The 24126-nt window shown below is 70.2% G+C and carries 16 protein-coding genes, 1 tRNA gene and 1 pseudogene; 5 read left to right on the top strand and 13 right to left on the bottom strand.

Translation table 11 applies throughout. The features are described 5' to 3' along the window. The first annotated feature begins 68 nt into the window (after positions 1–68). Positions 69–623, top strand: a complete 555-nt coding sequence (locus AB0F91_RS23120; protein ID WP_360600316.1) for a hypothetical protein — start codon at positions 69–71, stop codon at positions 621–623. A gap of 22 nt (positions 624–645) precedes the next feature. Here the strand turns inward: AB0F91_RS23120 and AB0F91_RS23115 are convergent, their stop codons facing one another. Genes AB0F91_RS23115 through AB0F91_RS23090 form a run of 6 tightly spaced genes read right to left on the bottom strand, consistent with a single transcriptional unit; the run spans position 646 to position 7577 of the window. After that, complete coding sequence (locus AB0F91_RS23115) at positions 646–1650, bottom strand: sugar phosphate isomerase/epimerase family protein (protein WP_360600314.1); 1005 nt, start codon at positions 1648–1650, stop codon at positions 646–648. A gap of 15 nt (positions 1651–1665) precedes the next feature. Further along, positions 1666–2829, bottom strand: a complete 1164-nt coding sequence (locus AB0F91_RS23110; protein WP_360600312.1) for a Gfo/Idh/MocA family oxidoreductase — start codon at positions 2827–2829, stop codon at positions 1666–1668. Positions 2830–2840: 11 nt separating this feature from the next. Then, positions 2841–3869: a substrate-binding domain-containing protein gene (locus AB0F91_RS23105; protein ID WP_360600310.1), complete on the bottom strand. Its 1029-nt coding sequence runs from the start codon at positions 3867–3869 to the stop codon at positions 2841–2843. Beyond that, the gene (locus AB0F91_RS23100; RefSeq protein ID WP_360600308.1) at positions 3866–4876 is read right to left on the bottom strand and encodes an ABC transporter permease; all 1011 of its coding nucleotides are present in this window, start codon (positions 4874–4876) and stop codon (positions 3866–3868) included. Before AB0F91_RS23100 ends, AB0F91_RS23105 begins: the two co-directional genes overlap by 4 nt. Further along, on the bottom strand, positions 4873–6381 hold the full coding sequence (locus tag AB0F91_RS23095; RefSeq protein WP_360600306.1) for a sugar ABC transporter ATP-binding protein: 1509 nt from the start codon (positions 6379–6381) through the stop codon (positions 4873–4875). The genes AB0F91_RS23100 and AB0F91_RS23095 overlap by 4 nt, the downstream gene beginning before the upstream one ends. Beyond that, positions 6378–7577: an ROK family transcriptional regulator gene (locus AB0F91_RS23090; protein WP_360600304.1), complete on the bottom strand. Its 1200-nt coding sequence runs from the start codon at positions 7575–7577 to the stop codon at positions 6378–6380. Before AB0F91_RS23090 ends, AB0F91_RS23095 begins: the two co-directional genes overlap by 4 nt. A gap of 1045 nt (positions 7578–8622) precedes the next feature. Between AB0F91_RS23090 and aspS the strand changes: the two genes are divergently transcribed. Next, entirely contained in the window at positions 8623–9720 is a 1098-nt protein-coding gene (gene aspS / locus AB0F91_RS23085) for an aspartate--tRNA(Asn) ligase (protein ID WP_360600302.1), read from the top strand. Between the two features lie 197 nt (positions 9721–9917). Here the strand turns inward: aspS and AB0F91_RS23080 are convergent, their stop codons facing one another. Beyond that, entirely contained in the window at positions 9918–11909 is a 1992-nt protein-coding gene (locus tag AB0F91_RS23080; RefSeq protein ID WP_360600300.1) for an MMPL family transporter, read from the bottom strand. A 313-nt stretch (positions 11910–12222) separates the two neighbouring features. Beyond that, positions 12223–12675, bottom strand: coding sequence for a MarR family transcriptional regulator (locus tag AB0F91_RS23075; protein WP_360600298.1), 453 nt, complete (start codon positions 12673–12675; stop codon positions 12223–12225). Between the two features lie 371 nt (positions 12676–13046). Between AB0F91_RS23075 and AB0F91_RS23070 the strand changes: the two are divergent. Both AB0F91_RS23070 and AB0F91_RS23065 read left to right on the top strand, forming a co-directional pair. Further along, positions 13047–13590, top strand: a pseudogene (locus AB0F91_RS23070) (SDR family oxidoreductase). Between the two features lie 29 nt (positions 13591–13619). Then, positions 13620–14453, top strand: coding sequence for an aldo/keto reductase (locus AB0F91_RS23065; RefSeq protein ID WP_360600296.1), 834 nt, complete (start codon positions 13620–13622; stop codon positions 14451–14453). 264 nt (positions 14454–14717) lie between these two features. On the opposite strand, the gene AB0F91_RS23060 is transcribed toward AB0F91_RS23065, so the two are convergent. From AB0F91_RS23060 to AB0F91_RS23045, 4 genes are all read right to left on the bottom strand, one after another. After that, a complete protein-coding gene (locus AB0F91_RS23060) occupies positions 14718–15533 on the bottom strand; it encodes an SAM-dependent methyltransferase (protein WP_360600294.1) in 816 nt (271 codons plus the stop codon). 96 nt (positions 15534–15629) lie between these two features. Then, positions 15630–16721: a hypothetical protein gene (locus AB0F91_RS23055; protein ID WP_360600292.1), complete on the bottom strand. Its 1092-nt coding sequence runs from the start codon at positions 16719–16721 to the stop codon at positions 15630–15632. A gap of 300 nt (positions 16722–17021) precedes the next feature. Next, positions 17022–17582: a type 1 glutamine amidotransferase domain-containing protein gene (locus AB0F91_RS23050; RefSeq protein ID WP_360600290.1), complete on the bottom strand. Its 561-nt coding sequence runs from the start codon at positions 17580–17582 to the stop codon at positions 17022–17024. A gap of 59 nt (positions 17583–17641) precedes the next feature. Next, positions 17642–19183, bottom strand: coding sequence for a SpoIIE family protein phosphatase (locus AB0F91_RS23045; RefSeq protein ID WP_360600288.1), 1542 nt, complete (start codon positions 19181–19183; stop codon positions 17642–17644). A 154-nt stretch (positions 19184–19337) separates the two neighbouring features. Between AB0F91_RS23045 and AB0F91_RS23040 the strand changes: the two genes are divergently transcribed. Next, positions 19338–24059 (top strand): HAMP domain-containing protein, encoded by a 4722-nt coding sequence (locus tag AB0F91_RS23040; RefSeq protein ID WP_360600648.1) that lies wholly within the window; start codon positions 19338–19340, stop codon positions 24057–24059. On the opposite strand, the gene AB0F91_RS23035 is transcribed toward AB0F91_RS23040, so the two are convergent. After that, positions 24011–24084 (bottom strand) — tRNA-Gly (locus AB0F91_RS23035). The two genes, AB0F91_RS23040 and AB0F91_RS23035, sit on opposite strands and share 49 nt — an antisense overlap. Positions 24085–24126: the final 42 nt, after the last annotated feature.

The raw sequence follows: 24126 nt of genomic DNA, 5'->3' as shown, positions 1-24126 counted from the left end.
TCGCGCGGGTGGTCGAACCACTATGTTTCTTCTCGCCAAGCGGTCCTGCCAGCGAGGGAGTCCCCACCATGACCGAGGGTCCGCAGCCCGAAACCGATGCACCGGAACCCCGGCCGGACGCGAGTTTCCCGCCGCCGCCGCAAGGGCCCGTGTTGCGGTACACGCCAGGGCAGCCGCCCGCGGCCGAGGCCGGGCGGCTGAGCGGCGGGACGCAGCAGGCGTGGTCCACTCCCGCCGCGGTGCCGCAGCCGCCCTCGGCTCACCTGCCGCCGCGGCCCGGCCTGCCCTTGCACCCCGGGCCGCAGCAGCAGTGGACCGGGCAGCCCGGGATGCTTCAGCAAGGGCCGTTGAAGAGCGGCGTGCTCGCCGTGGTGGCGTTCGTCGTCGGGATCGTGGGCCTGATCGTCCCGTTCCTGCCGGTCGCGATGGACGACTCGCGCCTGGGTGGCACGCTCGACGTCCGGGCGTGGATCGGGTTGCCGTTCGCACTCGTGGCGCTCGCTTTGGGCATCGCCGCGTGCGTGGGACGGCGGCGGATGAAGGCGCTGGCCATCGTGGGCATGGTGTTCGCGGCCCTCACGCTGGTGGTCGTCATCATCATGATCGCCAACCGCCTGACCTGAGGGCCACGCCGGTCCGACAGACCTAAGGCTTCGACGAGAAAGCCGCGTCGAACGCCGCCGTCGGGGGTGTGAAGTTCAACCGCTTCACGAACTCCAACGCCTCCGGCGCGCCGGTCAGCCGGTCCATGCCGGCGTCTTCCCATTCGATGGAAACGGGACCGTCGTAGGCGATGGCGTTGAGCATGCGGAAGACGTCTTCCCACGGAACGTGGCCGTGGCCGGTGGAGACGAAGTCCCAGCCGCGGCGCGGATCGGCCCACGGGAGGTGGGAGCCGAGGCGGCCGTTGCGGCCGTTGAGCTGCTTGCGGGCTTCCTTGCAGTCCACGTGGTAGATGCGGTCCTTGAAGTCCCACAGGAAACCCACGGGGTCGAGGTCCTGCCAGACGAAGTGCGACGGGTCGAAGTTCAGTCCGAAGGCCGGGCGGTGGCCGATCGCCTCCAGTGTGCGCACCGTCGTCCAGTAGTCGTAGGCGATCTCGCTCGGGTGGACCTCGTGGGCGAAGCGGACGCCGACCTCGTCGAACACGTCGAGAATCGGGTTCCAGCGAGCCGCGAAGTCGGTGTAGCCGCGGTCGATCATCGACTGTGGCACCGGCGGGAACATCGCCACCGTGTGCCAGATGGACGACCCGGTGAAGCCGACCACAGTGGACACGCCCAGCAACGCGGCCGCCCGCGCGGTGTCCTTCATCTCGGCGGCCGCCCGCCGGCGCACGCCTTCCGGTGAGCCATCGCCCCAAATACGGGCGGGCAGGATGGCCTCGTGGCGCTCGTCGATGGGGTGGTCGCACACGGCCTGGCCCACCAGGTGGTTGGAGATCGTCCACACGCGAAGGTCGTGCTTGGCCAGGGTGTCCAGTTTGGACTGCACGTAGCCGTCGTCGGAAAGCGCTTTGTCGACTTCGAAGTGGTCGCCCCAGCAGGCGAGTTCGAGCCCGTCGTAGCCCCAGCCGCTCGCGAGGCGGCAGACCTCCTCGAAGGGCAGGTCGGCCCACTGCCCGGTGAACAGCGTCAGCGGTCGTGCCATCGAAAAACCTCCTGATCAGACAACAGTCCACACGGAATCGGCGGCGGCGCTGCGTTCCACCGCGTCGAGCACGCGCTGCACCTGCAACCCGTCTGCGAACGACGGCGTCGGATCGGTGCCCGAGCCGAGCGCCACGAGGAAATCACGCACCTCGTGGGTGAAGGTGTGCTCGTAACCCAGGCCGTGGCCCGGCGGCCACCACGCGCCGACGTACGGGTGCTCGGGCTCGGTCACGAGAATCCTCCGGAACCCGGCAATGGACGGGTCCAGGGTGTGGTCGTGGAAATGCAGCTCGTTCATCGCCTCGAAGTCGAACGCGAGGCTGCCCGCGGAACCGTTGAGCTCGATGCGCATCGAGTTCTTGCGCCCGGCCGCGAACCGCGTCGCCTCGAAACTGCCCAGTGCGCCCGACGCGAAGCGCGCGGTGAACAGCGCGGCGTCGTCCACCGTCACCTCGCCCCGCGCGGACCCCGAGGAAGCCGCCAGCCCTGACGACGACGCGACCAGCGGCCGCTCACGCACGAACGTCTCCGTCACCGCGCTCACGCCCGAAATCCGCGAGCCCGTCAGGAACTGCGCGAGATCCACGATGTGCGCGCCGATGTCGCCGAGCGCGCCCGACCCCGCAAGCTCCCTCTGCAGCCGCCACACCAGCGGAAACTCGGGATCGACGATCCAGTCCTGCAGGTACTGCGCCCGCACGTGCCGCAGCTGGCCCAGCCGCCCGTCGGCCACCAGCTTGCGCGCGAACGCCAGCGCCGGCACCCGCCGGTAGTTGAACGCCACCATCGACCGCACCCCGCGCGCGGCCGCGTCCTCGGCGGCAGCGGCCATCGCCGCGGCTTCGGCGACCGTGTTGGCCAGCGGTTTCTCACACAGCACGTGCTTGCCCGCGGCCAGCGCGGCCAGCGCGATCTCGGCGTGCGTGTCCCCCGGCGTGCAGATGTCGACGAGCCCCACCTCGTCGGAGTCCACGAGCCGTTTCCAGTCCGTCTCCACGGAATCCCAGCCGAGCTTCTCCGCGGCAGCCGACGCCGCCGCGGCGTCACGTCCGCACAGCACCGCCATCCGCGGCGTCAGCGGCACGTCGAAGGCGTGGTGCACGGTCCGCCACGCCTGGGAATGGGCCGCGCCCATGAAGGCGTAGCCCACCATCCCGACGCCGATCTGCCCGGCCATCGAAAACCCTTTCACTCGAAGGAAACCGGCAGGTACTTGTCCACGTTCTCCTTGGTCACGACGGCGGAGAACGTGGTCACCGAAGCGGGGATCTCCTGCTCCGCCAGGTCCGACACGCCCTTCCCCTGCCCGAGCAGCCGCGCGAGGCGCACGGCGGACGCGGCCATCGTCGGCGGGTAGAGCACGGTGGCCTTGAGCACCGAGTTGTCGCTCTTGATCGCCTCCATCGCGGCCTTCGACCCGGCGCCGCCGACCATCAGGAAGTCCGACCGCCCGGCCTGGCGCACGGCCTGCAGCGCGCCCACGCCCTGGTCGTCGTCGTGGTTCCAGATCGCGTTGAACTGCGGGTGCGCCTGCAGCAGTTCGGCCATGCGCGCCTGCCCGGTCGGCACGGTGAACTCGGCGGCGGCGCGGCCGACCTTGCGGATGCCCGGGTAGTTGGCCAGGGCGTCGTCGAAGCCCTGCGTGCGCTGGCGGGTGAGCTCGAGGGTGTCGATGCCGGCGAGCTCGAGCACGGTGCCCTGCCCGTTGAGCTGCCGGCCGATGTAGTTGCCCGCGTTCACGCCCATGCGGTAGTTGTCCCCGCCGACCCACGTGCGGTAGGCCTGCGGCGAATCGAAGATCCGGTCCAGGTTGATCACGGGGATGCCCGCGTCCATCGCCTTGCGGCCGGCCGGCGTGAGCTGCTTTCCGTCGGCCGGCAGCACCACGAGTACGTCTACCTTGCGGTTGATCAGCGCGTCGATCTGCGCCGACTGCGTGGCGGCGTCGTTCGACCCCTCGGCGACGACGAGCTCCACGTCGGGATGGCGCTGCGCTTCGGCCCGCGCATTGACGGTGATCGCGTTGAGCCAGCCGTGGTCGGCCTGCGGCCCGGCGAACCCGACCGTGACCTTCTTGCCCGGCGCGTCCTGCGCACCTTGGGGTGCGGTCGCGGCGGCGGGCGGTGGTTCCTCGTTGCTCGTGCACGCGGCGAGCGCGCTCACGCCCGCGAGGGTCGCTCCGGTCAGGAACGCGCGGCGGCGGATGTCGGAGTTCATCGGGTGGTCCTCTCACTCGAGTAGAGCGAAGCCCGCCGCTGCACGAGCACGGCGAGCACGATGATCACGCCCTTGGCCAGCTGCTGCACGGCCGTGGGCAGGTTGTTGAGGGTGAACAGCACGCTGATGACCGTGAACACGAGCACCCCGAGCACGGAGCCGACGAGCGTGCCACGGCCACCGGAGAGCAGGGTGCCGCCGATGATCACCGCGGCGATGGCGTCGAGCTCGTAGAGGTTGCCGTTGCCCGAGGTGCCACTGGAGGTCAGGATGATCAGCATCACGCTGGCGATGCCGCAGCACAGTCCGGAAAGGACATACAGCAGGCAGGTGTGCAGCTTCACGTTGATGCCCGCCAGCCGCGCGGCCTCCAGGTTGCCGCCGATCGCGTAGGTGCGGCGGCCGAAGGTGGTGCGGTTGAGCACGAGCCAGCCGACGAGCGCGACCGCCGCGAAGATCAGCACCAGCGGCGGGATGCCGAGCACGTAACTGTCCTGGTAGCCGAGGTCGACGAGTGCCTGGTTCTTCGAAGTCACCGTCTGCGTGCGGCCCTGCGAGAGCTGGATCGCGAGGCCCCGCGCCGCCGCGAGCATCGCCAGCGTGCCGATGAACGCGACCAGCCGGCCGTACGCGATGAGCAGCCCGCTGACCAGGCCGCAGCCGACCCCCACGGCCACGGCGGTGAACACGATCCCGGTGATGCCGAACGCCTGGGTGGAGCGCGTGGTCGCCCACACCGTCGCGAGCGCGACCACCGCCCCGACGGACAGGTCGATGCCGCCGCCGATGATCACGAACGTCATGCCCACGGTGATCACGCCGATGACCGACGCCTGCGTGAGCACCAGCACCACCGTGCCGGTGGTGAGGAACTGACCCGGTTCGGTCAGCGCGCCGATCAGCACCAGTACGGCCAGCACTCCGACCAGCCCGAGGTTGCGTGCCTCCCGCAGCCGCACCGAGAACCGGCGCGTGGGCTCGGGTGCCACCGCCTGTTCAGCGTTCATTCCGCACGCTCCTGCTCCTCGAGGATGAGATCCAGCACGGCCGATTCGTCGAGGTCACGTCCGCGCGCCTCGGTGAGCACGCGGCCTTCGCGCAGCACCAGCACCCGGTCGGCCAGGCCGAGCACCTCCGGCAGCTCGCTGGACACCAGCACGATCGCGACGCCGGAATCGGCCAGTTCGCGGATCACGCGGTACAGCTCGGCCCGCGCGCCCACGTCGACCCCGCGCGTGGGCTCGTCGAGCAGCAGCACGCGGCAGCCCTTGAGCAGCCAGCGCGCGAGCACGGCCTTCTGCTGGTTGCCGCCGGACAGCTTGCCCGCGGGGCGGCGGATGTCGGGCGGGCGCAGGTCGAGGGCCTCGGTGTGGCGGCGGACGGCGGCGGTCTCCGCGCGGGAGTTGAACCAGCCGAACCGCGCGTAGCGCCGCAGCGAGGCGAGGGAAACGTTGCGGGCCACGGACTCCTGGAGCAGCAGGGCCTGGCTCTTGCGTTCCTCCGGAGCGAGGCCGAGACCGGCGCGGACGGCTGAGGTCACGCCCTTCCGGAGAGGTTTCCCGGCCAGCTTGACGTGACCGGTGGTGGGTTTCCTCGCGCCGTAGACGGTTTCCAGGACTTCGGACCGGCCCGACCCGACAAGTCCCGCGAGGCCGACGATCTCGCCTTCCCGCACGGTGAACGACACGTCTTCGAACGAGCCGGCCACGGTGAGGTCCTCGACCTCCAGCAGCACCGGCCGGTCGTCGAACGCGTCTTCGGCGGGCCGGGGCGGGAAGAGGTACTCGACACGGCGGCCGGTCATCAGCGCGACCAGTTCGGTGGTCGGCGTGGTGCGGGCCGGGAGCCCGGTGGCGACGGTGTGGCCGTCTTTCAGCACCGTGACGCGGTCGCCGATCTCGCGGATCTCTTCGAGCCGATGGGAGATGTAGACGACCGCGACACCGCGTTCGGTGAGGCCGCGGATCACGCGGAAGAGGTTCGCGACCTCGTCGCTCGCGAGGACGGCCGAGGGTTCGTCGAGCACGATCAGGCGCGCGTCGAGAGAGAGCGCGCGGGCCAGGCTCACGATCTGCTTGCCCGCAGCCGAGAGCGAGCCGACCTCGCGTTCCACGCGGATCTCGCGGTGGCCCAGGCGATCCAGAAGTCCTCGCGCCTCGGCGCGCATGGCCGCCCGGCGTACCCAGCCGACGCTGGCCTGCTCGTGGCCGAGGAAGATGTTCTCCGCCACGGAAAGCCCGTCGACGAGGTCGAGCTCCTGGTACAGCGTGGCGATGCCGCACTTGATGGCGGCGGTGGGGTTGGGCAGCTCCACGGGCTCGCCGCCGACGCGGATCTCTCCCGTGTCGGGCCGGTGCGCGCCGGCGAGCACCTTGATCAAGGTGGACTTGCCGGCGCCGTTCTGGCCCAGCAGGCAGTGCACTTCGCCTTCGGCCACGCTCAGCTCGACGTCGTCGAGGGCGCGCACGCCGGGAAATCCCTTGCCGATCCCCGTCATTTCGAGAAGCGTCATCCGCTGTCCCTCTCCCCGGCTCCGGCGACGATCCGCGCGGGGTCGTCGAACACGGCTTCCAGCGCCACGTGGGCCCCGCCGCGCGAGGCGGCCGAGAAACCCAGCCACGACAGCTCCACGCGGCAGCCGCCGATGTCGGGCGCGACCACGCGGGCCTTGAGCTCGGCCATCATCGGCCCGAGCAGGTACGGGCCGAGCTGCGCGAAGTACCCGCCGAGCAGCACCACGCGCGGGTTGAACACGTTCACGAGCACAGCCGCGCCGACGCCGAGCCCGGTGCCCACCTTGGCCAGCGCGTCGAGCGTGCGGCGATCCTTCAGCTCCGCGCGGCGGCGCAGCATGTCGAGGCGCTGCTCGAGGTCCAGCGACGGGTCGTGCACGGGGTCGTTGGGCTCGGCCGCGAGCCGCAGCATCCCGGCGAGGCCGACGATCGTCTCCCAGCAGCCGCGCCGGCCGCAGCCGCAGCGCCGGCCGTTCGGATCGAGCTGGATGTGGCCGATCTCGCCGGAAAACCCTTCCGCGCCACCGAGGAGCCGCCCTCCGGAGATCACGCCGCCGCCCACGCCGATCTCACCGGTGAGGTAGACGAGGTCCGCGGTGCCGGCGACACTGCCCATCGCGTGCTCGCCGAGGGCGCCGAGGTTGGCGTCGTTGGCCATGTGGATGGGGAAACCCAGGCGGCCGAGGCGCTGGGTGAGCCGTTCGGCCAGGCCGGCGACCACGGGGACGTCGGTCCAGTGGAGGTTGGGTGCGAACGCCACGGTGCCGGCTGTCACGTCGACGAGAGCCGGAATCGCCAGCGTCAGCCCCACCGGCGCGACTTTGAGGCGGCGGCATTCCCTGAGCGCTCTCGCGGCCAGCTCGGCCGTCGCGTCGAGGACCTTCGCCGGAGGAAGCGCTTGCACATCGAGCGCGACGCGCTGTTCGAAGAGGACGGTTCCGGTGAGATCCAGGGCCAGCGCGGTGAGGTAGTCGACGTTCACCTCGACGCCGACGCCGCCCACCCCGCGCCCGTCGAGCTCCACGATCGTGCCCGGCCGCCCGACCGCTCCCGCGCGTTCCAGCTCGCCCTCCCGCGCCAGCCCGCGCTCGACCAGCTCAGCGACGAGGCTCGACACCGTGGCCTTGTTCAGGCCCGTCTCCGCCGCGATGCCCGCTCGCGACCGCGGCCCGGCATCACGCAGGTGCCGTAGCACGAGCGCGAGATTGCTGCGCCGTACCGAAGCCTGGTCCGCCGGCCGCGGTCGGCCGACGGGTCTCAGAGGCAGGGAGGAGTCCACGCTGACACCGCCAAGTTCGTCTGGTGGAGCAACAAATTAAGTCAGCGCGAACGAAGGGGTCAACGATGGAGGGATGGTAACGATCCCGGCAAAAGCCCCTAAATGCCGGATGGACCTGGGGAAACTGTTGTTCGGGGCGCCGTGGGCGGTCCTTCGGATGGAGCACGGATTGGAATCGTCAGCGTCCGAACCGCTCACCCGTTCGGCTTCATCCACTCGGATGAGCCGGCCGGGCTGCTCCGCACCGGCTGCTGCGCCACCTGGGTGAACGCGGCCGGGTGACCGCGGGGGAATTCGTTGGAAACGGCTGTTTGTCACCGTTCGGCGCGGCAAGTCGAAAGTCCTGCACGGGTCTGGGGTTAATTCGCGCGACGTCCCGTGTCGCCTGTGCCTAGACTTTCGCGCAACGCGCTGACGGAGCCGAGTAGCGCGGGGTCCCGCGCCCACAGAGAGCCGCCATCGCTGAGAGGTGGCGCCGCGCCCCCGCCGCGAAGACACTCCTGAGCAGCGGGGAGGAAATGCCCCGCCGGCCGGCCCCCGACACCGGGCTCAGTTCGAGGCCGCCTTTGTTCCGGCGGCGAAGGTGCGGTGGTACCGCGAGTTCCCTTCTCGCCCGCACCCCCAAGGGTTCGCCGCGTTCGCTCGAGGAGAGTGGATGTTCCCTCGCACCCTGGTCGCCGACCTGCCCACGCACACCGGCACCACCACGACCATCGCCGGCTGGCTCCACCGCCGGCGCACCCTGAAGTCCGTGACGTTCCTGGTGATCCGGGACCGTACGGGGCTGGCTCAGGTGGTCTTGAGCGCGCCGCCTCACCCCGTACCGAACACGCCCCCGCCCTCCCGGAACACACCCCCACCCTCCCAGGGGGGCGTCCCCGAGTCGATTCTATCGCCCACCCCCGACAAAAACGGGCGCCGAGCCGAAATGGTCCCGAGTTGTCCACAACTCGGGCCGAGTGTGGACAAGCCCGCGGACCACACCGAAATCGCGCAGCTGAGCGAAGAAACCGTCGTCGAGGTCACCGGGCGAGTCGTGGCCAACGAGCAGGCGCCCGATGGCGTCGAGATCGTGGAAGCGACCATCAAAGTCCTTGCCACACACGAAAAACGACCGCCGTTCGACCTCTACCGGCCGACCGTCCCGGCAGCTCTGCCGACGATCCTCGACAACGCGGCCGTCGCACTCAGGCATCCCGAGCTGAAGCGGCGCCACGAGATCGCGGCTCGCAGCGTCGCGGCGTTCCGGCGCGCTCTCGACAACCGCGGCTTCACCGAGGTTCACACGCCCAAGATCGTGGCCACCAGCACGGAGTCCGGCGCCAACGTCTTCCGGCTCGACTACTTCGGCAAGCCCGCCTACCTCGCCCAGTCGCCGCAGTTCTTCAAACAGGCGCTGGTCGGCGTCTTCGAACGCGTCTACGAAATCGGCCCGGTCTTCCGCGCCGAACCCCACGACACCGCGCGCCACCTCGCGCAGTACACGAGCCTGGACGCGGAGCTCGGCTTCATCACCGACCACCGCGACGTGATGGCCGTGCTGCGGGATGTCATCGCGGAAATGGCAGCCGCGGTCGGGCCCGAGGCGCCGCACGTCCCCACCGAGATCCCGACCATCTCCTACCCCACGGCGCAGCAGATCTTGCACAGCACCGAACCCGACCTCTCCCCCGAAGACGAACGCCGCCTCTGCGAATGGGCCCTGGACAACCACAACTCGGAGTTCCTCTTCGTCACCGGCTACCCGATGACCAAACGCCCGTTCTACACCCACCCCGACCCAGCGCATCCGTTGCTGTCCAACAGCTTCGACCTTCTCTTCCGCGGTCTGGAACTCGTCACGGGCGGCCAACGGCTGCACCACTACGCCGACTACCTCGCCGCCCTCGGCCCCGAAGCCGACCAGTACCGCGACTACCTCGCGACCTTCGCCCACGGCATGCCACCCCACGGCGGCTTCGCCATCGGCCTCGAACGGTGGACCGCACGGGTGCTGAAGGTGCCCAACATCCGCGGCACGACGTTGTTCCCACGCGACCTGCACCGACTACGCCCATAAGGCCCCAAGGGGACGGTCCAGCGGGAAACCGGTGGTCATCCCATCCGGGAAAATTGCACCGTCCCGCGCATCCACGAGGCGGGTAGGGGGCGAGCGAGCCAGGGCGTCAGCCATCGACGCCGATCCACGCTGTGGCTCTGCGGCGCAGGACTGGCCGGGTGCGCCGTCGACTGGTTCAGCCACCTCGTCATACCGGTCTAAGTGGACGGTGCCGACTCCGGTGCACGAGCCGGAGGCAGCCCTTCGGGTTCGGGTTCGAGGTGCGGCAACAACCGGTCCAGCCACGGCGGCAGCCACCAGCAGCGCTTGCCCAGCAGGAACATCGCCGCCGGCACGATCACGAGGCGGATGATCGTCGCGTCGATCAGCACGCTCACGCCCAGCCCGAGCGCCAAGATCTTGATCACCACGTTCGGCGAGGCGAGGAACGCGAAGAACACGCACACCATGATCACGGCCGCCGACGAGATCACGCGGACAGTCACGGCGAGGCCGTCGGCGACGCTCGCGTAGTTGTCGCGCGTCTTGAGCCAGGCCTCGTGGACGCGGGAGAGCAGAAACACCTCGTAGTCCATCGACAGGCCGAACACGATGGCGAACATGATCATCGGCACGTACGACTCGATGGGTACCTTCTCGTCCACCCCGAACAGAGCCCCGCCCCAGCCCCACTGGAACACGGCGACGATCACGCCGTACGAAGCGGCAATCGACAGCAGGTTCAGCAACGCGGCCTTCAACGCCAGCACCGGGCTGCGGAAAGACAGCAACAGCAACACGAACGCGGCCGCCACCACCACGCCGATGATGGTGGGCAGGCGGGCGGCGACGATGTCGCGGAAGTCGAGCTGGCCGGCCGTCATGCCGGTGACGTAGCTGGTTGCGCCTCCGAGGACCAGGGGCAGGGTCTGGGCGCGCAGCCTGCCGAGCAGCTCGTCGGTGGCGGCGTCCTGCGGGCCCGTGATGGGGGTGAGCATGGACAGCATCAGCGCGCCGTCCGGGCTGGGTGACATCGGGGTGGCCGAGGCGACGCCGGGAGTTTTCGCCAGGGCCTGCTGGACGGCCGCGCCCAAGGCCGCGTCGGACGACTCCACGACGACGGTGAACTGCCCGTTGGCACCCGGGCCGAAGCCGCTGCTGATGGCGTCGTAGGCCTGGCGCGTGGTGGTGCCGGCCGGGTCGGCGCCCTCGTCGATGTGGCCCAGCTCCATGGAGAACGCCGGGATGGCGAGCACCGCGGCCACGAGCACGCCGGCGCCGAGGTAGCGCCACGGATGGCGGTCGATGCGCACGGCGTAGCGGTGCCAGGCGCTTTCCTTGCCGTCGACCGACTGTTCGGCCACCGGCTTGCGCACGTGCAGCCGGTCGATCCGGCGCCCGGCCAGACCGAGCAGCGCGGGCACGAGCGTGGTCGCCGCGACCCCGGCGACGATCACCGTGATCGCGGCCGCGAGGCCCAGCTTGCCGATGAACGCGACGCCGACGGTGAACAGGCCCATCAGCGCGATGACCACGGTCGTCGCCGCGATCAGCACCGAACGGCCGCTGGTGGCGACGGTGCGGCCGGCCGCGGTGGCCGGATCGGCGCCGTCGATGAGGTGCTGCCGGAAGCGCGTGGTGAGGAAGAGGGCGTAGTCAATGCCGACGCCGAGCCCGATCATGATCGCCAGCGTCGGCGAGGCCGTGGCGAAGCTGACCACGGCGGCCAGCAGCCCCAGGATGCCGAGGCCGGTCACCACGCCGATCACCGACGTGACGATGGGAAGACCGGCGGCGATCACGCTGCCGAAAGCCAGCAGCAGCACCAGGATCGCGACGATGATGCCCACGGACTCCGACCGCAGGTCGCCGCCACTGGGTTCGGCCGCCTTGCCGAGCGCGCCGCTGTAGTCGACCTGGACGCCGGTGGCGCGCACGGGATCGGTGGCCTTGTCGATGCCGTCGACGAGGTCGGTACCCAGCACGGCCGGCTTGTCGTCGAACTGGATGTTGGCGAAGGCGACCCGGCCGTCGGGCGCGGTGGTGCCCGGCGCGAGGGGGTCGGACAGCGACACGACGTGGGGCACGGAACGGACCTGCGCAGCGGCCTGCTCGATCGCGGCACTCTGACTGCTCAGCGTGCCGGAGTCGGTGGTGAAGACCAGGCGCGCGCTGTTCGAACCACCGACGATGCCGTGCTCGGCGAGCACGGTGCTGCCGCGGCCGGATTCGGCGTCGGGCAGGCTGAAGTCGTCACTGTACGTGCCCCCCCCACGAGGTTGTTGGCCACCGTCGCGCCGGCCAGCACCAGGAGCCAGATCACGATCACCGGCCACGAGCGGCCGGCGCACCAGCTGCCGAGGCGCTCAAGTATTCCGGCGGGAGCTTGTTCCGCAATACGAGCATTTTCCGTCATTTCGCCACCCGGCTTCCGGGAGTTTTCCCGGTCCAGCCTCACGCGGCGAAAGGTGTAGGCCTAGGGCCGAAGGTCCTCGGAGGGCCCAGAGGAATGGTTACGGTGCGTTACTGATTCGCGAAGGCGAGCGAACCCAGCGCGCCGACGAGCGGCACCAGCTCCGGCAGCTCCTCAGCCTCGGCGAGCGCGGCCGACAGCGTGGCGTCGTGCGTCGGGCGGGCTTCGTCGAGCAGCTCGCGGCCCGCGACGGTCACCTCGGTATAGATGCCGCGCCGGTCTGTCGGGCAGAGGTAGCGCGACAGCAGGCCGCGGTCCTCGAGCCTGGTCACCAGGCGGGTGGTGGCCGACTGGCTCAGCACCACGGCGTTGGCGAGCTGGTTCATCCGGAGGTGGAAGCCGTCCTGGCGGGCGAGCACGTCGAGCACGGTGTACTCGCTCACCGACAGCTCGTGGTCACGCTCGAGCGCGCGCTGCAGCCGGTCTTCGATGCGCGCGTGCAACGCGGCCAGAGTGCGCCAGCCCTGAGCCCGGGCCTCCACGGCGTCGTCAGCCAGTGACACGGTTCATCCCTTCTCGCCGACCCCCGCGGTTGCGAGCGGATCGTCCGTCAGGCACTATCGAGCGCGTGCAATTAACCGCGTGTGCAAGTATTGCCGACGCTCGTAATCGTCTAATGCCACTGTACTCGCGAACGCAGGAAGGGGTGTCCACCCGATGAACATCGACCTGAGCGGGCGCACCGCCCTGGTCACGGGGTCCACCGCCGGCATCGGCGAGCCACAGGCGCCGCGCTGGCCGCCGCGGGCGCCGGCGTGGTGGCGAACGGCCGCAACGCCGATCGCGTCGCCGAGGTCGCGAAGCGCTTGGGCGTGCGCGGGATCGTCGCCGACGTCGGCAGGGTGTCACCGCGGTCGTCGAGCAGCTGCCGGACGTGGACGTGCTGGTGAACAACGCGGGCGTCTTCGCGTCGATCCCGGTCTTCGAGATCAGCGACGCCGACTGGCAGCGGATCTACGAGGTCAACGTGCTCTCGGGCGTGCGCCTGACGCGCGGCACTACGCGCCCTGGATGGTGAATCGCGGGGCCGGGTGACCTTCGTCAGCAGTGAATCGGCGGTTCAGCCGCCGACCGAGATGGTCCACTACGGTATGACGAAGACGGCCCAGCTGGCGCTGTCCCGCGGGATGGCGCAGGAGGTGGCCGGCACGGGTGTCACCGTGAACAGCGTGCTGCCCGGACCCACGCTCACCGACGGCGTGCGCGAGTTCGTGCGCAGCCTGTACCCGGACCTCGACTTCGCCGAGGCCGAGCGGCGGTTCATAGCTCAAGACCGTCCGACTTCCCTGCTGGGCCGCCTGATCCGCCCGGAGGGGGTGGCGAACCTCATCACCTACGTCGCCTCCGACCAGGCCGCCGCGACCTCCGGGGGCGCGCTGCGCGTCGACGGCGGGGTCGCGTCGGCGATCATTCCGTGAGATTTTGTTCGTACAGAAGGGTTTGTGAGTTGACCAGCGTTCCTGTCACCAAGTTGAACAACGGCGTGGAGATGCCGCAGCTCGGCTTCGGCGTCTTCCAGGTGCCGCCCGCCGAGACGAAGGCCGCGGTGAAAACCGCGCTCGACGCCGGCTACCGCAGCATCGACACCGCCACCGCGTACGGAAACGAAGCGGCCGTCGGCGAGGCGCTCGCCGAGTCGGGCATCGCGGCCGACGAGCTGTTCATCACCACCAAACTGTGGAACAGCGACCAGGGTTACGACCAGACGCTGCGCGCCTTCGACGCCAGCATCGCGGCCCTGGGGCTCGACCGGCTCGACCTCTACCTCATCCACTGGCCGCTGCCCGCGCGCGACAAGTACATCGACACGTGGAAGGCACTGGAGAAGCTCTACGCCGACGGTCGTGTGCGCGCCATCGGCGTGTCCAACTTCCAGCCGTCGCACCTGCGCCGCGTGCTCGACGAGGGCAGCGTGGTGCCGGCCGTGAACCAGATCGAGCTGCACCCCTACCTCGTCCAGCAGGAACTGCGTGCCTTCCACGCCGACCACGGCATCGCCACGGAAGCCTGGAGCCCGCTGGCCAAGGGCGGCGACCTCCTGGCCGAGCAGGCGGTGGTCGACATCGCCGCCGCGCACGGCCGCGCCCCCGCCCAGGTCGTGCTGCGCTGGCACCTGCAGCTGAGCAACGTCGTCATCCCGAAGTCCGTCACGCCCTCGCGCGTGGCCGAGAACTTCGACGTCTTCGGCTTCACCCTCACCGACACCGAGGTGGCGAGCCTGTCGTCCCTCGACCGTGGCCTGCGCACCGGGCCGGACCCGGACACGTTCGACGTGGCGTGAGGTCTGGGCTGAACTGAAACGGGCGGCTTCCTTTGTGGAGGCCGCCCGTTTTCTGTTCTACGGTTGGGTGGCTCCGCCACGAAGCGGGAGACGCTGACCTTCGCGGAGCTCCGGCGAGAGCTGGATGCGTTGCGCCGCAACGAGAACGTCTGCAGCCTCGTCGCCGTAGCCACGAAGTCCGGTGATCGGCCAGCCGCCCTTGCGCGGAAAAGCGCATGAGACGTCAGCGGCGGCGAAACCAGGGCCACGCCGCGAGCCTGCGCCCTACGGCTTCCTGGCCACTCCACCCAAAGTCAGATAGTTCAAATCCCCCAACGGAGTCATCCGCGGGCCGTCCGGCCACCACTCGTGCAGCAGGCCCAGCCCCGGCTCCAGCAGCTCCATCCCCTCGAAGAACGACTCGATCTCCTCCCGCGACCGGTGCACCGTGCCCAGCCCCGTGCCCTGGAAGGTCGAGTCGATGAGGCGCGCCAAGGCCTGCCGGGGTGGGTCGGCCGGGGGTTCGTGGTGGTGGGTGAGCAGGAGGAACGAGCCGGGGGCCAGTTGGTCGACGTAGCTGCGCACGATGAACTGCGCGCGGTCGAGGCTGTCGATGTGGTGGACGATCGAGCAGAGCAGCAGGGCCATCGGGCGGTCGAAATCGAGGTGGCGGTAGACGATGGGGTCACCCAGGGTTGCGCCCGGGTCGGTGAGATCGGCGCCCGAGACGTGGGTGCGGTCGTTGGTCTCCAGGACGGCGCGGCCATGGACCTGGACGACCGGGTCGTTGTCGACGTACACGACTCGCGCGTCGGGGTTGTGGCGCTGGGCGACCTCGTGGGTGTTCTCGGCGGTGGGCATGCCGGAGCCCAGGTCGAGGAACTGGTCGATGCCGCGGTCGGCGGCGAGGTGGCGGACCACGCGCATCAGCCAGTCGCGGTGCTCGCGCGCCATGGTCTGCGAGCCGGGGGCGACGGCGAGCAGGCGCTGCAGCATCACGCGGTCGGCTTCGTAGTGGTCGCAGCCGCCGAGGAGGGCGTCGGACAAGCGGGCCAGGCTGGGCCGGTCGTGGTCGAAGCGCGTCCAGGTCCCCGAAACCACCACTGCCCCCTTCGCGCCACGGACAGTGCACAGCCTACGACACCGCGTTCACCAAGTGAACCCACTCCCCACAGTCCGCTCCACCTGCAGTAATGCTCAGGAGAACGATAGTTCTTCCCACGTCCTCCCGGCGTCGGCCGTCCGATACACAGCGGAGCCGGCTTCGGCGTCCGGCAGGCCGTCGACGACCACGCCGACGCCCTCGCCCACGAAGGCCAGATCCGAGAGCCCGACGCCCCGATCCGACAGCACGGTGGTGGTCCACGTGCGGCCGCCGTCGGTGGTGTGGTGGAGGAAGCCGTCGCCGCCTCCTTCGGCCGCGACGGTCGCGGTGTCGGCGGTCGCGGCGCCGAAGCCTTGCGTGATGCCGACGGACGGCGCGTCGGCCGTACCGCTGAAAGTCCCGCCCAGCTTCCGCGCGCGCCACATCCGCCGCTCCGACGAGCCCGGCTGCGGCGAACCCGGGCTGCTGCTGCACAACGCGATCACCTGCCCGGCCCGCACGCCGCCCAGCGACGCGGTGGTCCCGGACGGGCACGGCGGCGAAGCACGCGTGAACACCACCCCGTCGCGTGAAGTCCAGTACTCTTCGGTGCGGTAATCGGCGCCCAGCGCGATCTGCAGGCCACCCCCGGTGGCCAGGTCGCCGTAGGTGATCCCGCCCGTGACCTCGAACCCCGGCAGCGGCGTCAGCACGGGCCCGCCTGCCAGGCCCGAGTACACGGACGTGGTGTTGCCGGAGGAGTTGCTCGTGACCACGGCGAAAATCCGGCCACCCGTCTCGGCCAGCGCGGACACGTAACGCTGCCCGCCGCCGGCCACGAGCACCGTGAACCAGTGGCGGCCGCCGTCGTGCGTGGCGAGGACGCGGGAGCCGTCGGTGACATACAGGCGCTGATCGCCGGCAGCGACGATCCGGACGTGGTTGTGGTTGTCCGGCAACGACATCGGCGGCGCGCCCAGCCTCCGCCAGTGCGCGCCGCCGTCGGTCGTGGAGAGCAGGGCCGGGCACCAACCTGGTTCGCCGCAGTCGGTGTAGCCCAGCACGAAACCGTGCTCCGGCCCGGTCCAGCTCGTGGACGCGGGCGCGAACCCAGCGGGGACATCAGGAGCAGCGGTGGCGGCGGGGCCGAGGGCCAGCACGGCGAGTGCGGCCACGACGACGACGGCGCACCGGGTGTGTTTCATGACCGGCAGGACGTGCGGCCCTCATCGAGGTTGCCCACTTTCCCCCAAACAGCCCGGAATTCAGCCCTTCGGCTTCCGCGGCGACGGAGGCGCGGGCGGCCCCGGAGGTTCGGGCGGCGGAACCTGAACCTCCTTCACGGCCTTGCCCCCGGCGGGGGCGGGCGTGTCGAAGTGCTCCCGGCACCACCGGCCGTATCGCCTCGAATGCACTGTCATCGCGTCACCTCCTCCCGGATCGCACGGCTCGGACCCGACAAGGGTCCCCCGTGGACCGGGAGTGCGCCAGTGCTTTGCCGAGGCTCAGCCGACCGGGTGGCGCCCCTCGGCGAACTCCTCGATCACCTTCGCGCAGAAAGCCGGCAGGTCATCCGGGTTGCGGCTGGACACGAGACCGTTGTCCACCACCACTTCTTCGTCCACCACGGTGCCGCCCGCGTTGCGGATGTCCGTGCGCACGCTGGGAAACGACGTCAGCGTGCGCCCGCGGACCACGTCGGCCTCCACGAGCGTCCACGGCCCGTGGCAGATCACGCCGACGGGCTTACCCGCGCGCACGAAGTCGCCCGCGAACCGCACGGCCGCCGGGTCACGGCGCAGGTTGTCGGGGTTCATCGTGCCGCCGGGCAGCAGGAGAGCGTCGTAATCGTCCGCGGAGACGTCGGAGACGAGCCGGTCGACCGGGAACGTCGCGCCCTTGTCGATGTCTCCGTTCATCGCCTGGATCTCGCCGTCGGCGAGGGAGACCAGGTCCACGGTCGCGCCTTCGGCGGTGACCGCCTTGCGCGGCTCTTCCAGCTCCACCTGCTCGACGCCGTCGGCCGCCAGGATGGCCACCTTGCGGCCGTGAAGTGCGTTCGTCATCGGGTTTCCTCCGTCCGGGTCCAAGTGCCTGATCCCTGGCTACCCGCCCGGCGGACCGCTCAATCCGCGCGTGCCGCGGCTTCGATCGCGAGCACGGCGATGTCGTCGTGGCCGGAGTTGCCCAGCCAGGCGCGCACAGCCTCGCGCAGCCGCGCCACGACCTGGTGCGCGGGCAGCCCGACGCAGTCGGCGAGGACGCTGTGGAACCGCTCGTCGCCGAACAGCTCGGCCGACTCCGTGCGGTTGCGCGCTTCCGTGACGCCGTCGGTGTAGAGCAGGCAGACGTCGCCCTCGTCGAGGTGCACTGTCGCCTCGGCGAAGCGCGCCTGCGGCGAGATCCCGACGAGCGTGCCCGGCACGCTCACCTCCTCCACCCCGCCGTCTCGGCGCAGCACGAGCGGCGCCGGATGCCCGCCCGAGGCGAGCGTGACGTCGAGACCCGACTCCGTCGGCGCCACCGAGCCGAGCACGAGCGTGGCGAAGCGATTGGAGCCGCCGGCGATGAGCAGTTCGTTGAGCAGGCGCAGCATGGTGCGCCCGTCGCGTTCCACGAGCTGCAACGCGGCCAGCGAATGCCGCACGCGGCCCGTGAGCGCGGCCGCCTCGGCGCCCTTGCCGCAGATGTCGCCGACCACCACGAACGCGCTGCCGTCCTCGCGCGCGAGGACGTCGTAGAAGTCGCCGCCCACGCCGAGCACGCCACCGGCCGGCTCGTACCAGAGCTCGAAGTTGGCGCCGTCGACCTCAGCGGGCGGGGTCGGCTTCAGCGTGGTCTCCAGGCCGCGCGTGGCTTCTTCCTGACGCGCGTAGCGCTGCGCGTTGGCCAGCGCCGTGCCCGCGGCGGTGGCGAACGCCTCGATCGCGCGCGGCTGCCCAGAGCCGAACGCCGGTTCCGCGCGCCGCCCGATCAGCACCGCGCCGGTGACGCCGCCCTCGTCGACACCCAGCGACACCACCGAAACCTCGGCGTGGCCGGCGAACCGCTCGGCCACCACGGCGGGCATCGTGGCCACCTCGGCCGCGGGCACCACGCGCATCTCGGGCGGGCCCACGGCCGCGAACGTCTCGGCCACGGCCGGCGCGTGCTGCGCGAGCACCCGCCGGATGCGGCCGTGGCCGGGCGCGCCGTGGTCCTCGCAGCTCCACCACTCCCAGCGGCCACGGGTGGTGGGCAGCAGCACGAACACGCAGTCGCCCAGCGCCGACGCGGCCAGCTCGGCGATCACGCGTGCCGTGCCGTGGCGGCCGCGGGCCGCGGCGAGTTTCGGACCGGCTTCCGCGAGGAAGTCCTCAGGACGACGGGGGCTGTCGTCGACCACGGTCCACACGCGCCAGCCCTCGGGCAGCGCACGCACGTGCGCGGCGCGGCGGACGTCGCCGAAGTCGATGCGGCCGGTGGTCTCCGTCACGGTGACGAGTACGGGCGGGCCCTCGGCCCCGAGCGTGCGCGCGGCCGCGTTGGCCCAGCGCACGGCTCCGGCCGGGTCCTGGACGAACACCGGGTCCCGCACGTCTTCGAGTACCGAACGCCAGAAACCCCCGTACTCGGGCAGCTCGGCGCCGGGTGGCAGGGCCGACGCCGGAGCGGGCCGTGACACCATGCACGAACCTCCTGCCTCCGGGTCGACCGACTTGTCGTCAGTACAAGGTTGGCACAGCGTGAGCGGGCGGACTGGCTCGAAGTGTAGGGCGAACCGTGGCACGCTGGGTCGACGACCATGGCTGGCACACGCGTGGTGGAGAGGGTCGGCAGACATGACAACCGGTTCCGAGCGGGACGAGATCACCGGGGGCAACGGCATCGCCGCCGGTGAAGCGGCCGCACTGGAGCGACTCCTGGCCGCCGTCCGTGACCTCGGCGAAGGCAACTTCCGCCGTCGGCTCGTGGCGAGCGGCGACGGGATCGCCGCTCAGCTCGCGGGCGCGTTCAACGACATCGCCGAGCGCAACCAGCGGCTCGTGACGGAACTCATGCGCGTACGCGGCGCCGTCGGGCAGGAGGGCCGGCTCACCGAGCGCGTGCGCGCCGAGATCGGCCCCGGTGGTTGGACCACCGCCGTCGAGACCGTCAACGGGCTGATCGAGGACGTCAGCAAGCCCGTGGTGGAGCTCGACCGGGTGCTCGGCGCCGTGGCCGCGGGCGACCTCTCGCAGCCGATGGCGCTGCAACTGGACGGCAAGCCGCTGCAGGGCCAGTACGCCGACCTCGCGAAGACCGTGAACGGCCTGCTCGCGCAGCTTTCGCGCTTCGCCGCCGAAGTGATCCGCCTCTCGCGCGAGATCGCCGGGGAGGGCCGCCTCGGCGGCCAGGCCGAGGTCCCCGGCGTCGCGGGCACCTGGCGCGACCTCACCGACTCCGTGAACTTCCTCGCCGACAACCTCACCGAGCAGGTCCGCAACATCGCCCAGGTCACCACGGCCGTGGCGCGCGGCGACCTGACCAAGAAGATCGACGTCGACGCACGCGGCGAGATCCTCGAGCTCAAGACCACCATCAACACCATGGTCGACCAGCTGTCGTCCTTCGCCGACGAAGTCACGCGCGTCTCACGCGAGGTCGGCAGCGAAGGCCGCCTCGGCGGCCAGGCGCGCGTGCCCGGCGTCGCCGGCACCTGGCGCGACCTCACCGACTCGGTGAACCTGATGGCCGACAACCTCACCGACCAGGTCCGCAACATCTCCCAGGTCGCCACGGCGGTCGCGGCCGGCGACCTGACCAAGAAGATCGACGTCGACGCCCGCGGCGAGATCCTGCAGCTCAAGACCACGCTGAACACGATGGTCGACCAGCTCTCGGCCTTCGCCGACGAGGTCACCCGCGTCGCGCGCGAGGTCGGCAGCGACGGCCGGCTCGGCGGCCAGGCGGAGGTCCCCGGCGCGGCCGGCACCTGGCGCAACCTCACCGACTCGGTGAACCAGATGGCCGACAACCTCACCGACCAGGTCCGCAACATCTCCCACGTGACCACCGCCGTGGCGAAGGGCGACCTGACGCAGAAGATCACCGTCGACGCGCGCGGCGAGATCCTCGAGCTCAAGACGACGATGAACACGATGGTCGACCAGCTCTCCGCCTTCGCCGACGAGGTCACCCGAGTCGCGCGCGAGGTCGGCACGGAGGGCATGCTCGGCGGCCAGGCTCAGGTGCCCGGCGTCGCCGGCATCTGGCGCGACCTCACCGGGTCCGTGAACTTCATGGCGAACAACCTCACCGCGCAGGTCCGCAACATCGCGCAGGTGGCCACGGCCGTCGCGCGCGGCGACCTGACCAAGAAGATCGCGGTGGACGCCCGCGGCGAGATCCTCGAGCTCAAGACCACGCTCAACACGATGGTCGACCAGCTCTCCGCCTTCGCCGACGAGGTAACCCGCGTCGCGCGCGAGGTCGGTACCGAGGGAAAGCTGGGTGGTCAGGCGACCGTGCCGGGCGTGGCCGGCACGTGGAAGGACCTGACCGACAACGTCAACTTCATGGCCAACAACCTCACCGACCAGGTGCGCAACATCTCGCAGGTCACGGCCGCCGTCGCCAAGGGCAACCTGACGCAGAAGATCACCGTCGACGCGCGCGGCGAGATCCTCGAGCTCAAGAACACGCTCAACACGATGGTCGACCAGCTCTCCGCGTTCGCAGACGAGGTAACCCGCGTGGCGCGCGAAGTCGGCACCGAGGGCAAGCTCGGCGGCCAGGCCCGCGTGCCCGGCGTCGCCGGCACGTGGAAGGACCTCACCGACAACGTCAACGTCATGGCCGACAACCTGACCGACCAGGTCCGCAGCATCGCCACCATGGCGAGCGCGGTGGCCAACGGCGACCTGTCGAAGAAGATCTCCATCGACGCCGCCGGTGAGGTCGCGGCCCTCGCGGCCACGCTGAACAGCATGGTCGAGACGCTGCGTGCCTTCGCAGACGAGGTCACGCGCGTGGCGCGCGAAGTCGGCACGGAAGGCATCCTCGGCGGTCAGGCGCGCGTGCCCGGCGTGGCGGGCACGTGGAAGGACCTGACCGAGAACGTCAACTTCATGGCGCACAACCTGACCAGCCAGGTGCGCAACATCTCGCAGGTGACCACCGCGGTCGCGCGAGGGGACCTCTCGCGCAAGATCGACGTCGACGCGCGAGGCGAGATCCTGGAACTCAAGACCACGATGAACACGATGGTCGACCAGCTCTCCGCGTTCGCCTCGGAGGTCACGCGCGTGGCCCGCGAGGTCGGCACCGAGGGCAAGCTGGGCGGCCAGGCCGAGGTGGAGGGCGTGTCCGGCACGTGGAAGCGGCTCACCGAAAGCGTGAACCAGCTGGCCGGCAACCTCACCACACAGGTGCGCGCGATCGGCCAGGTCGCCACGGCCGTGACCGCGGGCGACCTGACCCGCCACATCACCGTGGACGCGTCCGGTGAGCTGGCGGACCTCAAGGACAACATCAACCAGATGATCGCGAACCTGAAGTCGACGACTTCGGCGAACCGGGAGCAGGACTGGCTGAAGACGAACCTCGCGCGCCTGTCCGGGCGGATGCAGGGCCACCGCGACCTCGCGTCCGTGGCCACGTTGATCCTCTCGGAGCTCGCGCCGCTGGTGAGCGCGCAGCAGGGCGCGTTCTTCCTCGCCCACGACGACGGCAGCGACCCGGGCCGCAAGGTCCTCGACTGCATCGCCGCCTACGGGCTCGCGCAGTCGCGCGCCGGACTGCGGTTCACGATGGGCGAGTCGCTGATCGGGCAGGCCGCCGTCGACCGGCAGACGATCCTCGTGCGCGAGGCTCCGCCGGAGTACGCGCTGGTGTCCTCGGGCCTCGGCTCGGCGCCGCCGGTGAACGTGATCGTGCTGCCCGTGCTGTTCCAGGGCGAGGTACTCGGCGTGCTGGAACTGGCTTCGGTCAACGAGTTCTCCGCGGTGCACCTGGATCTGCTGGAGCAGCTGCGCCACACCATCGGCGTCAACGTGAACACGATCCTGTCGAACTCGCGTACCGAGGCCCTGCTGACCGAATCGCAGCGGCTGGCCCAGGAGCTGCGCGCGCGTTCGGAGCAGCTGCAGGCGCAGCAGGGCGAGCTGCGGCGCTCCAACACGGAGCTGGCCGAGAAGGCGGCGTTGCTGGCTCAGCAGAACCGCGACATCGAGGTCAAGAACATCGAGATCGAGCAGGCGCGCCAGGAGCTGGAGGAGCGTGCCGGGCAGCTCACCGTGGCGTCGCAGTACAAGACCGAGTTCATGGCGAACATGTCGCACGAGCTGCGGACCCCGCTCAACAGCGCCCTGATCCTCGCCAAGCTGCTGTCGGAGAACCCGGAGGGCAACCTCACGGAGAAGCAGATCCAGTTCGCCAAGACGATCTGGGCGGCGGGCAGCGACCTGCAGCAGCTGATCAACGACATCCTCGACCTCGCGAAGGTCGAGGCCGGGCGCATGGACCTGCAGATGTCCGACGTGACGCTGCCGGAGCTCGTGAACTACGTCGAATCGCTGTGTCGCCCGCTCACGTCGGACAAGGGCCTGGAATTCGCCGTGCTCATCGATCCACCCGTGCCCGGCAGCGTGCACACCGACGAGCACCGGTTGCAGCAGGTGCTGCGCAACTTGCTGTCCAACGCCGCGAAGTTCACCGACGAGGGCGGCGTGCGGCTGCACATCCGCATGGCCTCGGCCGAGGAGGTCGAGCAGGAGGCGCTGCAGTCGGCGGCGGGCATCATCGCGTTCGCCGTAGAGGACACCGGCATCGGTATCCCCGAGGAGAAGCTGGCGATCATCTTCGACGCGTTCCGCCAGGCCGACGGCACCACGAGCCGCAAGTACGGCGGCACCGGCCTCGGGCTCTCGATCAGCCAGCAGCTCACGGAGCTCATCGGCGGCGAGCTGCGCGTGCGCAGCGAACCGGGCAAGGGCAGCACGTTCACGCTGTACCTGCCCGTGGGCGCGGCGAACCTCATCGCGCCCGCCGTCCCGGTACGGCCCAAGCCGAAGCTGCCGGTCCTGCCGAGCACGATCACCGTCACCGAGCCGGACAGCGCCCCGAAGCGCTTCAACGGCGAGAAGGTCCTGATCGTCGACGACGACCTGCGCAACGTCTTCGCCCTCGCGGCGGTGCTCGAACAGGCCGGCCTGGAGGTGATCTACGCCGACACGGGCGTCGCGGGCATCCGCGCCCTGGAACGCCACGAGGACACCGCGCTGGTGCTGATGGACGTCATGATGCCCGAACTCGACGGCAACGCCACCATCGCGGCCATCCGCGCCGAGGCGGCCCACGAGGACCTGCCCGTGATTGCCGTCACAGCCAAGGCCACCGCCGAGGACCGCGAACGCACCCTCGCCTCGGGCGCCGACGACTACATCACCAAGCCGGTGGACACCGACCTGCTCCTGGACGTGATCGCCACCCGCCTCGAGGCCGACGCGGCCTCGTCTTCGCAGGTGAACGGCTATGGAGCGGGTGACGGGAATCGAACCCGCGTAGCTAGTTTGGAAGACTAGGGCTCTACCATTGAGCTACACCCGCAGCGCCCCCGCTGGGACCCAGTGGACCCGGAGGCTGGCCCAG

It is taken from the genome of Amycolatopsis sp. NPDC023774, from assembly GCF_040639695.1.
In the GTDB taxonomy this organism is placed as follows: domain Bacteria; phylum Actinomycetota; class Actinomycetes; order Mycobacteriales; family Pseudonocardiaceae; genus Amycolatopsis.
This window is presented reverse-complemented; position numbering and strand designations above follow the sequence as displayed.

Excerpts from the sequence above, each read along its gene's own strand:
- AB0F91_RS23120 (WP_360600316.1), top strand. The coding sequence starts at position 69 with ATGACCGAGGGTCCGCAGCCCGAAACCGATGCACCGGAACCCCGGCCG.
- AB0F91_RS23115 (WP_360600314.1), bottom strand. The coding sequence starts at position 1,650 with ATGGCACGACCGCTGACGCTGTTCACCGGGCAGTGGGCCGACCTGCCC.
- AB0F91_RS23110 (WP_360600312.1), bottom strand. The coding sequence starts at position 2,829 with ATGGCCGGGCAGATCGGCGTCGGGATGGTGGGCTACGCCTTCATGGGC.
- AB0F91_RS23105 (WP_360600310.1), bottom strand. The coding sequence starts at position 3,869 with ATGAACTCCGACATCCGCCGCCGCGCGTTCCTGACCGGAGCGACCCTC.
- AB0F91_RS23100 (WP_360600308.1), bottom strand. The coding sequence starts at position 4,876 with ATGAACGCTGAACAGGCGGTGGCACCCGAGCCCACGCGCCGGTTCTCG.
- AB0F91_RS23095 (WP_360600306.1), bottom strand. The coding sequence starts at position 6,381 with ATGACGCTTCTCGAAATGACGGGGATCGGCAAGGGATTTCCCGGCGTG.
- AB0F91_RS23055 (WP_360600292.1), bottom strand. The coding sequence starts at position 16,721 with ATGAAACACACCCGGTGCGCCGTCGTCGTCGTGGCCGCACTCGCCGTG.
- AB0F91_RS23050 (WP_360600290.1), bottom strand. The coding sequence starts at position 17,582 with ATGACGAACGCACTTCACGGCCGCAAGGTGGCCATCCTGGCGGCCGAC.
- AB0F91_RS23045 (WP_360600288.1), bottom strand. The coding sequence starts at position 19,183 with ATGGTGTCACGGCCCGCTCCGGCGTCGGCCCTGCCACCCGGCGCCGAG.
- AB0F91_RS23040 (WP_360600648.1), top strand. The coding sequence starts at position 19,338 with ATGACAACCGGTTCCGAGCGGGACGAGATCACCGGGGGCAACGGCATC.